Genomic DNA, 15,702 nt, shown 5'->3' with positions numbered 1-15,702 from the left:
TACTGTAAATCAATGAGGACGCCCCCGTAAAGGGCGTCCTTTCTCGTATAACAGCCTGCCGGACACAATATTTATCATGTAAAAGATTCCTGATATAGTCACTGAATAAGCCGCTAACTTTAATTGAATTATTAAACCTATCCCTGCCATTTATGAAAATAATCCCTTTTGTACTGCTGCTATTGCTTAGTGCTACAGCTTTTTCACAAACCAACCCTCCCGCTAAAAATACCGATCCGGCCACATCAGCATGGGCATTAAGGCAGGCACAATTCAAAGCGGCCGAGGGAAAGAACTATTATGAACTGACAAATGCGGATTCCATATTCCAAGCCGCCGGTATAGCGCGCCCCCACGGTGCCTGTATGCTTAGTTTCTGGTTTGCCGGGTGCGCCCCATGCGTTGCGGAATTCCCGGAACTTGCCAACCTGACAAAAAAATATGCTGCTGAAAATTTCACCCTCCTGTCGCTGACATTTGAAAATAATCCGGTCATCCAGCAGTTCCAGGAGAAATATAACCTTTCATTCATCCCCAAACATATCTCCGAAGCAGCATGCAACAAACTTGCCTTTGGTGGTGGTTATCCAAAAAATATTATTTTAGATGCCAGTGGCAATATCGTGCTGATAAGCATGGGAGGCGGTATCGACCCCAAGGGCTCCGCCATGCATTTCGCAGCTGAAATTATCCCTGCCATTGATAAGGCCCTGCAACAAAGCCAGGATATAAAGGCTACATATAAATAAATAATTATCTACATACATAAATAATATAAAATCATCTACATAAAATAAACAGCAGGTTATCCGAAATGCTTATAACCAGCTGTTTACCACCTGAATAATTGGCCGCTGTCTCTTTTCCTGATAGAGACAGCGGCTTTTTTTATACGAACGCCATTAATTCTTATACACACAACATCTTCCAAAAATTCAACTTATAGTAGTTTGCCGGTTTAGAAAAAGCCTGCCTGCAGGCCTATGACCAGCTGAAAAAATATCCAAGTATTCATATGAAGAAGTACATTTTTCTGATTTCCACGTGGCTAGTGTGTTGTATCGCTGCAAAAGCACAGCAGCTTAAATCTCCCGATCAAAAATTTGTCATGAACTTCGCCCTGCTGAAAGACGGCACTCCTACCTATGAGCTGACTTTCAAAGGTAAAGAAGTAATCAAACAGAGCGAACTCGGACTGGAACTTAAAGACGATGCGCAATCCCTGCTGCATAACTTTTCCGTAACTGATACGAAAAACACCACTTTCGACGAAACCTGGAACCCGGTATGGGGTGAAGTGAAATCCATCCGCAACCAGTACAATGAAATGGCGGTAACCCTTCAGCAACAAGGCACCGACAGACAAATCATCATCCGCTTCCGCCTCTTCAACGACGGTCTCGGATTCCGTTACGAATTCCCGGCTCAGAAAAATCTGACCTACTTCATCATTAAAGAAGAGCATACACAGTTTGCCATGACCGGCGACCATACTGCCTTCTGGATCCCTGGTGACTACGACACCCAGGAATACGACTACACCACTTCCAAACTGAGTGAAATCCGTGGCCTGATGCCTAAAGCGGTAACGCCTAACGTATCCCAGACCACCTTCTCTCCTACCGGTGTACAAACATCTTTAATGATGAAAACAGCCGATGGCATCTACATCAACCTGCATGAGGCGGCACTCATCGACTACTCCTGCATGCACCTCAACCTGGACGACAAAAACTTCGTGTTCCAATCCTGGCTGACACCTGATGCACAAGGCAATAAAGGTCACCTGCAGGCGCCCTGCAAATCGCCATGGCGCACCATCATCGTTTCTGATGATGCCCGCGATATCCTCGCCAGCAAAATGACCTATAACCTGAACGATCCTTCTAAAATTTCCAATACCTCCTGGATCAAACCTACCAAATACGTAGGCGTATGGTGGGAAATGATCACTGGCAGAAGCACCTGGGCTTATACAGACCAATTCTCCACTGTTCAGCTCGGCACTACCGACTATGCGAAAGCTGTTCCTAACGGTAAACATGGCGCCAACACTGCTAATGTGAAAAAATATATCGACTTCGCTGCTGAAAACGGCTTCGACGCGGTACTGGTAGAAGGATGGAATGTAGGCTGGGAAGACTGGTTCGGCAATTCCAAAGACTATGTTTTTGACTTCGTTACACCATATCCTGACTTTGATGTAAAAGGCCTGGAAGCCTACGCTAAATCCAAAGGCGTGAAAATCATCATGCACCACGAAACGTCCGGCTCTGTAAGGAACTACGAACGTCACATGGATACTGCCTATAAGTTCATGAAAGAAAATGGCTATGATGCAGTAAAAAGCGGCTATGTTGGCAATATGCTCCCACGCGGCGAACACCACTACAGCCAATGGATGCTGAACCACTACCTGTATGCCGTTGAAAAAGCAGCCGACTACCAGATCATGGTTAATGCTCACGAAGCGGTTCGCCCTACCGGTATTGCACGTACCTACCCTAATATGATCGGTAATGAGTCTGCCAGAGGTACCGAATACCAATCCTTCGGCGGTAATAAACCCAATCACGTAACTGTACTGCCTTTCACCCGCCTGATCGGTGGTCCGATGGACTATACGCCTGGTATCTTCGAAATGGATATCAGCAAAATGAATCCTGACAACCACTCTCACGTAAACAGCACCCTCGCCAACCAGCTGGCACTGTATGTTACCATGTACAGCCCATTGCAGATGGCAGCGGATATTCCTGAGAACTACATGCGCTTTAAAGATGCATTCCAGTTCATTAAAGATGTAGCCGTAGACTGGGACGACAGCAAATACCTGGAAGCAGAACCAGGCCAGTATATCACGGTAGCACGTAAAGCGAAAGGTACCGGTAACTGGTTTGTAGGCAGCGTTCAGGGCGACAATGCACGTACTTCCAATATCAGCCTCGACTTCCTCGAAGCTGGTAAAAAGTACACTGCTACCATCTACGCAGATGCAAAAGGTGCACATTATAAAACTAACCCGCAGGCATATACGATCCGTAAAGTTGCTGTTACCAGCAAAACCAAACTCTCTACGAATTGCGCGCCAGGCGGCGGTTATGCTATCAGCATCACTCCTGCACAGTAATACCCTCAGCAATACAGAAAAGGGTGTCTCTACAAAAGTAGAGGCACCCTTTTTATTTTAAAGTTGGTATAAGATTAAATAGATGTACCCGTAAATGTAACTACACTACTTGCCGGTACCTGCACGCTGAATGCACCACCGGTACCAGGCGCCACAGGCGTACCTTGTGCCCAATGCGCACTGCTGGCAGCAGAGGTAGTATAGGAAGTAATAGAAGAAGAGGAGAACCCGGTAAGTCCCAGTTGTAAATTAACTGGTACAGTGCCCGTGTTAATCACTACCACGCTGTATTCACCGGTAGCAGGTTTTTTGTAAGCCGAAACTTTGATATTGCTGTTGTTGGAAACAGTAGCCGCAAAGCGGAAATAACCCGGATGTATAAAACGGGAGAATTGGCCGAATACATCGTAGGTTTTAGGAAACTCCAGGCTGCCATCGCTTTTGGTACATACCAGCGCTTCGTTATTCTGGAAGTCCAGCATACCCAGCCAATACACATAGGCGTTCACGTTACATTCCGCGAAGAATTTATGCATGCTGGTTGCCAGCTTCATTCCTTCTGCCATAGAGGCATCGTAGTTACCACTGTCATCACTGGCTTCTGTCATCCATACCGGTTTGTTGGCGGTAGCATAATTCCAGATGGCCGGGCTTTGGTTCAATCCCTTGTTACCTAAAATGACCTGTCCGATTTCTACATAACCATGACCTGCGAGGATATCCACATTGCTTTTGTCCATGCTGCTGAGGAAGCTGTTGGCAGTGCCCCAGGCGGCATTTTCAGAAGAGATGATTTTCACGGAATTGAGTCCCTGTGCATTCAATGCAGGACGCAGGTTATTACTTACGAATTGTCCGAGATGTCCGGATGTCCAGTAGCAGGCAGGCCAGCTGGAGAAAACGTTTTCCGGCTCATTGCTCGGCGATACTGCATAGAAGTTAACCCCTTCGTTCTGATAGGATTTGGCAAAACCAGCGATGTAGTTAGCGAAGTCGGTGGAGCTGGTGTTGTAGTTCAGACTGTTAAAACCGGTACCACTTACATTGCCGGTATTGGTTTTCATGCTGAGGGGTGGTGTCCAGGCACTGGCAAACATAATCGGTGTCTGGTAACGTTGCTTCACTGTTTTAAGTATCCACAGCTGTGAGATCTGCGCCTTCTGATCGTCGGTCAGCGACGTATAGGCGGCACTGTTAATATCCACATCGATATCAACACCGGCAGGTTTAACGGTTACTGCGCCGGTAGATTTGTTAAACGGAAAAGTGTACATCACTTCGCCGCGGATCATGTTTAACTGCAGGCCGGTATTACCCCATAATGATTCCATGGCGCTATCACGTTTCAGCGACTGGAAGAAAGGGGTGGCACGGCCAGCAAAAGCGCCAAAGCCATCAATCTGCTGATAACCCTGACTCCAGTTGAGCGAGATGTTAGCGCTGTCGACACCTGGAGTAGTGGAGGCGATACCGGCTTTTATGCCGTTGATTTGCTGCAATGAGTTGTCAGCCAGGTTTTTTGAGCAGCTGACACCAAAAAGGGCTACCAGTAAGGGCAGAGAGAACTGGTGGAGGTGATTTTTTTTCATTATTCAAATTTGGGTTTAGAGATCGAAAGTCGATGCCCCCCAATAACGCGGACCAGTATCACAGGCAATCTGAATTTACCAAGGATTAACGATGATTAAAACGAAGTCTGACGAAGTTTCCTGGTCGTGAAAAAGATTGGATAAAAAAGTATCGGTAGTATTATGCTTTCATTAATTATATGTTTTATTTCGCTTTTTTATAACGAAGCCGGAGGCTTCGTTATAAAAAAGCGAAAGCTTCTCCCGCCTGCGGCGGGAGAAGCTTTCGCCTCTTAAACAGCAGCGCTGTTTTATTAATCTTCTTCTCCGGAATTCTTCATCTTCATCAGCAAAGCATATGCATTTTTTAATACCAGTTGCTGCTTAGATAAATCTGTTTTTATTTCCGTATAACCGTTATAGTTAGTTCCCGTTTCTACCGGCAGCATAGTAAATTTATCCTTACCATCCGATACAAAAACATAGTACTTATTCTGCCATCTTACTACGGCATCATCAGGAACCGCCTGTACATTGACGTTATTCAGTTCGATCTCCGCCGTCATAAACATGCCCGGTACCAGTCGCTTATCGTACTTATCAAAATGACAATGTACTTCTCCGGCGCGGTTCTCATCTACATTACGGGTAACCAGGTGTACTTTACCGGTATATTTCTCCCCGGGATTGCTGGTAGTATAACATACAATCGCCTGGCCATCTGCAATATGATCGATATCTTTTTCAAATACGGTCAGACTCAGGTGCAGGTCCGCAGGATTGATGAGTTCAAACAGTACATCCGTCGGGCTTACATACCTGCCGGCATTCCCGTTCACCTTTGTAACAAAACCACTGATAGGCGCATAGATATTCGCTGTACGGGTGATGTTGCCATCGCTCAGTTTATCAGGGTTGATATTGATCAGCAACAGCTTTTCTCGCAAGGCGCTTAAAGTAACGCGTTGTCCTTCGTACTCTGCTTTCGCCTGCTGGAAAACCTTATCGCTGTTGGCTTTAGACTCGTTCAGCTCTTTCTGGCGCTGATAGTCGGCCTCCAGGTAATGGAGTTTACTTTTAGCCATGAGGTAATCCTGCTGTAGCTGTATGTACTGCGGATCTTCCAGCGTGGCCAGCACCTGTCCCCTGTTTACCGGCATTCCCGGCAGCAATGGCAATGTTTTCAGGTAGCCGCCGAGTGGCATACTAACAGATACCACGTTCTGCGGTGGTACATCTATTACACCATTCAAACGCAGCAGGGAATGCATCGTTTGCATGGTGGCAGCACCTACTTCGATACCGCCATTTTTGATTTGCGCTGCTGTCAGCTCTACTTCGTTCGTCAATGTATCTGCCACAACAGTCTTATTCTCCTGTGTAGCCGCTTCCTGCTTACCATTTTTACAGGCCAGCAACAGTACACTCAGACTATATATTACAACCAATGTATTTTTCATCGGGATCAGTTTATTAAATGGTTCCACTCAGCCTTTCCACAGTAAATGCTGCATTATTCAGCTGTTCGATTGTATTGAAGTAATTTCCTTTCATATCCAGTGCCTGGTTGATCAGGATCACCCAGTCCAGGTAACCGATTTCACCTGTCAGCATTCTTTTATAGGCCGCTGCGATGATCTGTTCTGCATTTTTAAGGGTCACCTGTTCATAGCTTTTCAGCAGCTCCGTATTGCGGTTGTATTGTTCCAACGCATTCTGCAATTCGGTACTGAGCAACATACGGGTGGCATCCATTTCCCGTTGCTGCTGCTGCATCATGATGTTGGAAGCCTTGATACGGCTACGCTGACCAATGGTAAGCAACGGCACGCCAACGCCTACACTGAAAGAAGAAAAGCGGTCGCCACTACCGAAATATTTGTTCTGGCCGCTGACATCCTGGTAACCGATGATAGACATGTTATTATATCCCAGGTTCAGGTTAGGCAGCATTTTACTTTTCTCCAGCTTATATTCCTGCTCACTGCGCGTTACCAGTTTCTCCTGTAGCTGCATCTGCGGCGTATGGGCGACGGCGCTGGAATCAGGCAGCTGTGGTAAATGATAGATGATGGTGTCCTGTTCAGGTACTACCACCACCGGTTCATTCAACAGCATACGGAACTGGTTCAATGCCACGGCATAATCGGTACGTAATGCGGTCAGCTGATTGGCGATCTGCTGGCGCTGGTTTTCGGCAGTGGATTTCTCCAGGATATCCGTATCTCCTACTTTAAAACGAAGCGAAGCCTTCTGTAAAAAAACAGCATACATACTATCTGCCTGCAATAACAACTGCTCCCTGTGCTGCATCACCAGTATGGCATAATACAGCTGCTTCACCATGGCCTTCACGTCCTGTTCGCGTTGCAGCGTATTGGTTTTGCTCAGTTCAATATTGGTCATGTTCAGGGAACGCTGACGTTTATATACCGTCGGAAACTGTACGCCCTGGGAAACACTGAAGCGGTTGTCGTTGGCAGCGCTGTTGATCTTGCCGTACTCAAATGCGACGTTGGTTTTATCTATATCCAGGCTGCTTTTCTTCAGCGACTGATAGTATTGTTCTCCCAGCCTGGACGCCTGGATATTCAGGTTGTTTTTCAGGGCACGCTGCAACGACTCATCGAGTCCGATCTTTTGCTGCGCGTGCAAAGTAGCTGGTATACTTAAAATAAGTATAGCCACCACCGTTATTACACGTTTACCTTTAAAATATCCGAACCCTTTATCGAAAAGGATATAGAATACCGGTAATACAAATAAAGATAGCATGGTAGATATAATTAAACCTCCGATTACAACTGTTGCCAGCGGCTTCTGTACTTCCGCGCCGGCGCCCTTGCTGATGGCCATCGGGATAAAGCCCAGGGACGGCACCAGGGCAGTCATCAACACTGCACGCAGCTTGACTTTAGTGCCATGAATAATAATCTTTCGCGGATCATCCCAACCTTCTTTTCGCAGGTGATTAAACTCCGTGACGAGCAAAATACCATTCAGTACCGCTACACCAAACAATGCGATAAATCCAACGCCGGCGGATATACTAAAAGGCATATCGCGCATCCACAATGCAAGGATGCCACCAATGGCCGACAACGGAATGGCGGTATAAATCAGCAGTCCCTGCTTCACAGAGTTAAAAGCGAAATACAGCAGCAGGAAGATCAGCAGCAGTGCCACCGGCACTACCACGGATAAACGCTGTTTGGCTGCGGTCAGGTTATCGAAAGAGCCACCGTATACGATGTTATATTCTTTAGGGAGTTTCAGCTTTGCAGCTACTTTTCCCTGTAGTTCTTTCACGATGGTCTGTACATCCCTGCCGGCCACGTTGAAGCCTACAATAATCCTGCGGTGTGTGTTTTCACGCTGTATCTGGTTGGGACCTTCGGTTTCCTCTATCGCGGCTACCTGTGATAAAGGTATCTGCGTTCCCTGCCTGGTGGGAATGAGCAGGTTACGTACATCGTTGGTGTTCTTACGCACATCATCTGCCAGCCTAACGACCATGTCGAAGCGTTTTTCCCCTTCGTATACGAGACCGGTCGCTTGTCCGGCGAAGGCCGTATTTACCACGCGGTTGATATCGCTCACATTGAGGCCGTATTGGGCCATGGCATCACGGTTATAGGTGATGACCAGCTGCGGCATACCTGTCACCGTTTCTACGTACAGGTTAGTGGCGCCATTTACAGTTTTTATAATCTCTCCCAATCTGTTTGCATAATGGGCCAGCGTATCTAAATCTTCTCCAAAAATCTTACAAACAACATCCTGTCTCGCGCCGGTCATCAGCTCATTGAAACGCATCTGCACCGGAAATTGAAAACCTACGCTCACGCCCGGTACTACAGATAATGCTTTGGTCATCTTCTCCGATAATTCATCGAAGGAATGGGCGGAAGTCCATTGTTTCTTAGGTTTCAGGATGACCATCATATCACTGGCTTCCAGCGGCATTGGGTCTGTAGGAATTTCCGCACTGCCTATTTTGGTCACTACTTTTTCCACTTCCGGAAACTGCTTCAACAGGATTTTAGAACACTGTTGTGTGGCTTCTATGGTGGTATTCAGATTACTACCTGTCAACAGGCGGGTATCTGCAGCAAAATCTCCTTCTTCCAGCTGCGGGATAAATTCTCCCCCCATTCTTCCCAGGATGATTACAGCGATACCAAACAGTACCAATGTGGTAGCAATAATGGTTTTAGGGTAATACATCACTTTTCCCAGCAATGGCTGGTATTTCCGCTCCAGCCATGCCATCATCCTGTCTGCCAGGGAAGGCTTATGACTTATTTTTTTGCTGAGGAACAAAGCGCTCATCATCGGTACATAGGTAACCGATAGTATAAAGGCCCCCAGAATGGCGAAAGCCACGGTTAAGGCCATTGGCTTAAACATCTTCCCTTCAATGCCCTGTAGGGATAAAATCGGGATGTATACGATCAGGATAATGATCTGGCTGAAAACAGCAGATTTAATCATGGAGCCGGCGCTGGCGTTTACTTCGCTATCCATGGTGGCCTGGTCTATCTGTGTCACCTTACTGAATATTTTGGAATGTGTAAACCGGTGCAGGATCGCTTCCACGATAATCACCGTACCATCCACGATCAGTCCGAAGTCGATGGCGCCCAGCGACATCAGGTTACCACCTACGCCGAATTTGTTCATCAATATGATGGCAAACAGCATCGACAGCGGTATCACACTCGATACGATCAGTCCGGCCCGTAGGTTGCCCAGGAAGAATACCAGTACAAACACCACGATCAACGCCCCTTCTACCAGGTTGGTTTCTACGGTGCTGATGGCATTATTCACCATTTTGGTCCTGTCGAGGAAGGGCTCTATGACCACCCCTTCGGGTAATGACTTCTGTATTTCCGCGACTTTTTCTTTTACGCGTTTGATAACGGCAGAAGAGTTATCTCCTTTCAGCATCATGACCACGGCGCCGGCTACTTCTCCTTTGTCGTTATAACACATGGCGCCATAGCGGATAGCGGAGCCGAAGCGCACGTCGGCCACGTCCCTGATGAGTACGGGGATGCCGTTATTCAGCGTTTTCACTACTATTTTCCCGATATCTTCGATGCTGCGGGTAAGGCCTTCACTGCGTATATACAATACCGTAGGGCCCTTTTCAATATAGGCGCCACCGGTATTTTCATTGTTCCTGGCCAGGGCGTCGAATACATCGGCGATGGTTACATTGGCGGCCTTTAACTGGTCGGGCTTCACGGCCACTTCATATTGCTTCAGGCGGCCACCGAAGCTGCTTACATCGGCTACACCCGGCGTTCCCAGCAGCTGGCGGCGCACTACCCAGTCCTGCAGGGTACGCAGCTCCATAGGGCCATATTTGCTTTCATAGCCTGGCTTAGGACGTAATACATACTGGTAGATCTCTCCCAGCCCGGTAGTAACCGGCGCCATTTCAGGCGCTCCAACGCCGGCAGGAATGTCGCGCTGTACCTGCTGCAAACGCTCTCCTATCTGCACCCTGGCCCAGTATACATCTACATCATCATTAAATACAATGGTTACGAGCGACAACCCGAATCTCGAAAAGCTCCGGATCTGTTTTAGTCCGGGTATATTACTGCAAGACTGTTCTATAGGGAAAGTAATCAGGCGTTCCACATCAGGGGCGCCCAAAGAAGGTGATACAGTAATGACCTGTACCTGGTTATCCGTAATATCCGGTACGGCATCAATAGGCAGACGGGTAACTTCATACCCTCCCCAACCTATCAATGCTATTACAAACAAGCCAATAATCAGCTTGTTCTTTACAGAAAAGCTAATAATTCTGTTTAGCATATCCTAAATCTTAGATCAATATGGTACAATTACATGCTTTCACTTGTTTCTCAAGTGAATAACTACATGATTATTTAAAAAGTTTATGACTATGCAGTCACTTTGGGAGGGCGGAATAAAGAAGATACAGCAGGTTCGGGGAGATAATGATCCTTCAGGATCGGATAGGTTTTTTCTGCAATATTTGATTCCTGCTGCTGCCGGAGCGTGGTTACACGTTCCTGTGGTATATAGGTCTGCTGCAATACCTGGATATTGACACGCTTAAAAGGTAATTGCATATCCCTGTCTTCATCATCGTCATGGTCATCCTGGCCGCAATAGTGCATAGACAGGAAGTCGCCCACAGTCAGGTCGTTGTTTAAGCGGTGGTGCTCTTCGTAATGAATCACCAGTAAAGGCAGCTTTAACAATTGATCAACTGTGGTATTATGCAGAATAAATATGAAAAATAATATGTATGCAAATACTCTTTTCACAAGGCCGCAAAGATATAAAAATAAGGCCATCACTTTTTTAAAATTTTTGATATCTTGTTGCATTGTAAACCTCATCTTATGAACGACTGGATGCTCGAGTCCATCATGCTGGAAGGACAACGTGTGCTTTTAATGCCTGTTACTGAAGAAGACGTTGAAGACATTGTACAGGTCAGCCTGGACCCACGTATATGGACCTTTATGCCCATCAGCGGAACAGAAAGCGAGATTCGCTCATCGCTGCAGCAATCGCTGTCAGACAGGGAAAAGAAAGTCGCCTACCCTTTCATCATCATCGACAAACTCACCAACAGGGTCATCGGCAGCACCCGCTTCCTCAACGCCCATTCCGAACACCATACCGTGGAAATCGGCTGGACATGGTTCATCCCGCCCTACTGGGGCAAAGGCTACAATGAGGAATGCAAACTGTTGCTGCTCAACTACTGCTTCGATGAATTAAAAACCATCCGCGTAGGCTTCACCGCCGCTGAAAAAAATACCTGGTCAAGAACCGCCATAGAAAACATCGGTGCAAAATTCGAAGGTATATTACGCAATATCGTTATACGCCACGACGGCCGCCGCAACTGCGCCATCTATAGCATCACCGAAGAAGAATGGCCCGAAACAAAAACCGGCCTGGAGAAATTAGCCAAAGAAAAATTTAAGATGAAACAAATCATATAAATCAAATACTATCGCAAGATTCGGGTTTTCCACCGATAGCCGCCCATCTACCTTTGCAGGACAATTCAATATATTATGCAATTGCATCCTGACAAACACAACTGGCCGGAAATCACCCGCACACTGCAACAACAAGGCTTTGTCATCGTACCCGATGTGCTAAGCGATGCCGAATGTGAGCAGCTGAAAAACGACTATACCATCACTTCCCATTACCGGAAAGTCATTCATATGGAACGCTACCGTTTCGGTAAAGGAGAATATAAATATTTCAGCTATCCACTCCCTCCCATCATTCAGCAGTTACGGGAAAGTATATACGAAAAAATTGCCCCTGTAGCCAACACCTGGATGCAGCAACTGCAATTATCCGTACACTACCCGGAAACACATGCGGAAATGAAGGAAATATGCCACCAGCAACAACAACAGCTGCCCACCGTGCTGATATTAAAATATGAAGCCGGCGGTTTTAATACCCTTCACCAGGATTTATATGGCGAGATATTTTTTCCGATACAGATGGTTTTTATGCTCGATCAGATCGGTGAAGATTATGAAGGGGGTGAATTCGTTATCACAGAACAGATTCCAAGGGCACAATCCAAAGCCAATGTATTAAAGCCCGGCAAAGGCGCTATGCTGCTTTTCGCGACCAACTACCGGCCGGTAAAAGGTACCCATGGTTTTTACAGGGTGAATATGAAACATGGGGTAAGTCCGTTGCATAGTGGGCAACGGTATTCGTTGGGGGTTATTTTTCATGATGCTTTGACGTAGTTGCTCGCAAAGTACGCAAAGGTGCGCCTTCGGCGCTGATGTTCCGCTTCGCGGGGTCGCAAAGCAGCATAAGCAGCAGAGCAGCAAAGACCTACATTTTATTGTTTGTAAGGCTTAGGTTTGTTTTTTACAAACCTAATAACAGCATAAGCAGCAGAGCAGCAAAGACCAACATTTTGTTGTTTTATCAAGTTATGATCTTAAACAATAAAACACAATCCTTGGCTGCTCTGCTGCTTATGCTGCTTTGCGAGAAAAAAAAAGCGCCGCAGGCGGACGGTCAACACGCCCTGGCATTATTATTCAGTATTATTTATTCAGAATTTTCTCGAGTGTTTTCTCAAGCTTCTCCCCACGCAGGTTAGATGCCACAATATTACCCTGCGGATCTAACAGGAAGTTGGTAGGGATACCGGAAACCATATACATCTTAGAGATATCACCATTCCACCATTTCAGCTCACTTACATGGTGCCATACCAGGCCATCTTTCGCGATAGCCTCTTCCCATGCAGCTTTCTGACCAGGTCTGTCGAGTGATACACCCAATACATCAAAGCCTTTATCTTTAAATTTGTTATAAGCCGCTACTACGTTAGGATTTTCTGCACGGCAAGGACCACACCAGCTGGCCCAGAAATCGAGCAGCACATATTTACCTTTCAGGTCAGATAATTTCAGCGTTTTACCATCAGGTGTTTCAGCAGCAAAATCTGGTGCTGGCTGTCCTGGCGCAAACTTAGCAGACTTTTCAATTTCACCGTTGATACGTTTACCCAGCTCCGTAGCTTTCAGGGCAGGCGTAAATGCAGCAAAGGTTTCCTGAATTGGTTTCACATCTTCAATACGCCTGGAGGTTTGTGTACCCAGCATGTATAATGCTACATAACTGCCTTTATGGCTTTTGATCCACTTGTCGCGCAGGTCAGACTGCTGCTCCCATACCTGGTTAAACTTATCACTGAAAGCATGCAGCCCGGTAGTATCGTTCGGATTGATTTTCATGCGCTCCATGCCTACTTTGCGTAAAGAGTCGATTACTTTGGTTGCCGGTGTCAGCGCAGCTTTATAGCCAACGTAGTCATTGTTCAGTTTGGAACCAGTCACTTTACTTCCAGCAAAGAAATCAGTATCCGCGGGCTTTGCAGCAGGTGTGATCGATACTTTATCACCCGGACTCAGGAACAATGACTGACGGCCGTACACCGGATGATCTTTGTCGTGGTTGTTAAAGCTGAAAGTCAGCGCCTTAGACTCTTCTGCTGTATTGGTATAAGTAAATGCGCCATTGGTAATGACAGCGGAGTCGATGTACTTCCTGGAAGTATTCTCCCCTTCACCGGAGAATATGTAAACGATACCACCATTATAGGCAGCAGGCATTTTACCATTTACGGTGTAAGGTTTTTCCTGTGCGAACAGGGATACACCCGCACAGAGTGCGGTGGAAAGAAGGATGGTTTTTTTCATTTTTTTAAGGTTGGTTTGGTAAAACAAATCTACAATTTCCCTATATACCTCCGCTTACCGGATATAATTGTATTCTCCCACTGGTACCGCAAAACGTAATACTTTCCTTTATAGGGGACCGCCCTAGGCGATCCCCTATAAAGGAAAGTCCCCATGCCGAAGGCATGGGGACTTTCCGGGAAAAAACATATGAAACGAATCAATTCGGCGACATACCATCGTATTTATCTAATAAGTCTGCCAGCTCCTTTACTCTGTCCGGATACTGGGACGCGAGGTTGGTCACTTCTCTATAGTCTTCTCTCAGGTTAAATAACTCCACTAGCTTTTCGCCGGTGGTTTTATTTACCGTGCGGCGGTATTTCCAGTCGCCCACGCGGATAGCTTCCGCTACACCGTAGTTCACGTAGTAGATAGGAGAATGCTTGTAATGCGCCATTTTACCGGTCAGGAGGCTGTCTACCGGCTCACCATCTATGCGGCGCTCTTTAGGCAAAGGCGCGCCTGTCCAGCGGGATAAGGTAGGCATGATGTCCATGCTTGTAAAGGCATCGGTGATGGTTTTACCGGCAGGAACATGGTTTTTCCAGTATACGATAAACGGTACGCGGTGGCCGCCTTCGTAGGTATCCCCTTTATGTCCCCGGAATACATTCTGACTGCCTACATGCCATGGTTTGGTGTGGCCATCTTTGGCCATACGGTCCGGAAAATCTATCCATGGCCCATTATCACTGGTGAAGATGAAGATGGTGTTTTCCAGCATCCCTTTCTTTTGCAGCGCCTGCCACAGGCGGGCAAGGTTGCCGTCTATCTCTTCAATCACATCGCCGTATAAACCACCGGCACTATGCCCTACATACTTGCTGCTGGCAGCTACCGGCAGGTGCGGCATGTTGTGCGCCAGGTACAGGAAGAAAGGTTTGTCTTTACGCTGTTGCTCCACGAAGCGGATGGCCTCATTGGTATAGAGCGTTGTGAGCGAAGTATCTTCTGGTTTGTAGATGACCGGTGTTCTGTCGCGGAATATTTTGATGGTAGTATCTGTTTGTACATAGGGCGCACGGTAATCGTGACTGTACAGCATACCGAAGTAATGATCGAAGCCTTGTGCAGTAGGCAGGTTATATGGCTGGATATCTCCCATATGCCATTTACCGATCATTTGCGTATTATAGCCCACTGCTTTGAGCATTTCTGCTATGGTGACATCTTCATCCGGCAAGCCGATCTTATAGCCCGGAGGGATAGGGAAATTCAGCTGCGACCGGGTGGGGTAACGTCCTGTCATCAGGGAAACCCTGGAAGGCGTACAGGTAGGCGACGACACCATATAGCCCGTAGCCTTTACGCCCACGCTGGCAACAGAGTCCAGGAAAGGTGTCTGTATCTGCGGATTACCAAAGCTGCTCAGGTCACTGTATCCCATATCATCGGTGAGCACAATAATTACATTTGGCCGCTGCTGCGCATAGGCGGCACCGAGGGTTCCGGTGGCCAGCAGCATACTTAAAACTAGTTTCTTCATTGTTTACTCTTTACCATGTTGATTGCTGCGTAAGATGCGCATATATCCCTTTCTTGGCGGGGACCAGCCAAAGATAATACCTGCTTTTATCAAAAACACGACAAAATATGGTAAAATAGGAATCGCCTGGCCAATAGTGACTACGGGAACAGTCATTATTAGAAACCAGGCGACATCAACGGAACAGTTGGCCTTGAAAATGAAAGCTGAGTATAGAACAAT

General features: G+C 46.8%; 10 protein-coding genes. 4 read left to right on the top strand and 6 right to left on the bottom strand.

Going from position 1 to position 15,702, the window contains the following annotated elements; genetic code table 11:
- Positions 1-152 precede the first annotated feature (152 nt).
- Positions 153-749, top strand: a complete 597-nt coding sequence (locus tag F3J22_RS28990; protein WP_167021466.1) for a peroxiredoxin — start codon at positions 153-155, stop codon at positions 747-749.
- A gap of 266 nt (positions 750-1,015) precedes the next feature.
- Positions 1,016-3,130, top strand: a complete 2,115-nt coding sequence (locus F3J22_RS28985; protein ID WP_167021465.1) for a glycoside hydrolase family 97 protein — start codon at positions 1,016-1,018, stop codon at positions 3,128-3,130.
- 74 nt (positions 3,131-3,204) lie between these two features.
- Here F3J22_RS28985 and F3J22_RS28980 read toward each other — a convergent pair whose 3' ends face one another.
- From F3J22_RS28980 to F3J22_RS28965, 4 genes are all read right to left on the bottom strand, one after another.
- Complete coding sequence (locus tag F3J22_RS28980; protein WP_167021464.1) at positions 3,205-4,719, bottom strand: glycoside hydrolase; 1,515 nt, start codon at positions 4,717-4,719, stop codon at positions 3,205-3,207.
- Positions 4,720-5,012: 293 nt separating this feature from the next.
- Positions 5,013-6,158: an efflux RND transporter periplasmic adaptor subunit gene (locus F3J22_RS28975; protein WP_167021463.1), complete on the bottom strand. Its 1,146-nt coding sequence runs from the start codon at positions 6,156-6,158 to the stop codon at positions 5,013-5,015.
- A 13-nt stretch (positions 6,159-6,171) separates the two neighbouring features.
- Positions 6,172-10,533, bottom strand: a complete 4,362-nt coding sequence (locus F3J22_RS28970; protein ID WP_167021462.1) for a CusA/CzcA family heavy metal efflux RND transporter — start codon at positions 10,531-10,533, stop codon at positions 6,172-6,174.
- Between the two features lie 89 nt (positions 10,534-10,622).
- On the bottom strand, positions 10,623-10,946 hold the full coding sequence (locus F3J22_RS28965) for a hypothetical protein (RefSeq protein WP_167021461.1): 324 nt from the start codon (positions 10,944-10,946) through the stop codon (positions 10,623-10,625).
- A 144-nt stretch (positions 10,947-11,090) separates the two neighbouring features.
- Between F3J22_RS28965 and F3J22_RS28960 the strand changes: the two genes are divergently transcribed.
- Positions 11,091-11,702, top strand: a complete 612-nt coding sequence (locus F3J22_RS28960) for a GNAT family N-acetyltransferase (RefSeq protein WP_167021460.1) — start codon at positions 11,091-11,093, stop codon at positions 11,700-11,702.
- Positions 11,703-11,777: 75 nt separating this feature from the next.
- Positions 11,778-12,482 carry a 2OG-Fe(II) oxygenase gene (locus F3J22_RS28955; protein WP_167021459.1) on the top strand — a complete coding sequence of 235 codons (705 nt, stop codon included), beginning with the start codon at positions 11,778-11,780 and terminating at the stop codon, positions 12,480-12,482.
- Between the two features lie 309 nt (positions 12,483-12,791).
- Here F3J22_RS28955 and F3J22_RS28950 read toward each other — a convergent pair whose 3' ends face one another.
- Together F3J22_RS28950 and F3J22_RS28945 are read right to left on the bottom strand one after the other, a co-directional pair.
- Positions 12,792-13,952 carry a TlpA disulfide reductase family protein gene (locus F3J22_RS28950; protein WP_167021458.1) on the bottom strand — a complete coding sequence of 387 codons (1,161 nt, stop codon included), beginning with the start codon at positions 13,950-13,952 and terminating at the stop codon, positions 12,792-12,794.
- A 199-nt stretch (positions 13,953-14,151) separates the two neighbouring features.
- Entirely contained in the window at positions 14,152-15,480 is a 1,329-nt protein-coding gene (locus tag F3J22_RS28945) for a sulfatase-like hydrolase/transferase (protein WP_167021457.1), read from the bottom strand.
- Between the last annotated feature and the right edge of the window lie 222 nt (positions 15,481-15,702).

The sequence above is a fragment of the Chitinophaga sp. Cy-1792 genome, from assembly GCF_011752935.1.
In the GTDB taxonomy this organism is placed as follows: Bacteria; Bacteroidota; Bacteroidia; order Chitinophagales; family Chitinophagaceae; genus Chitinophaga.
Note: the sequence above shows the minus strand (reverse complement) of the source record. Positions and strands in the feature narration are given on the sequence as shown.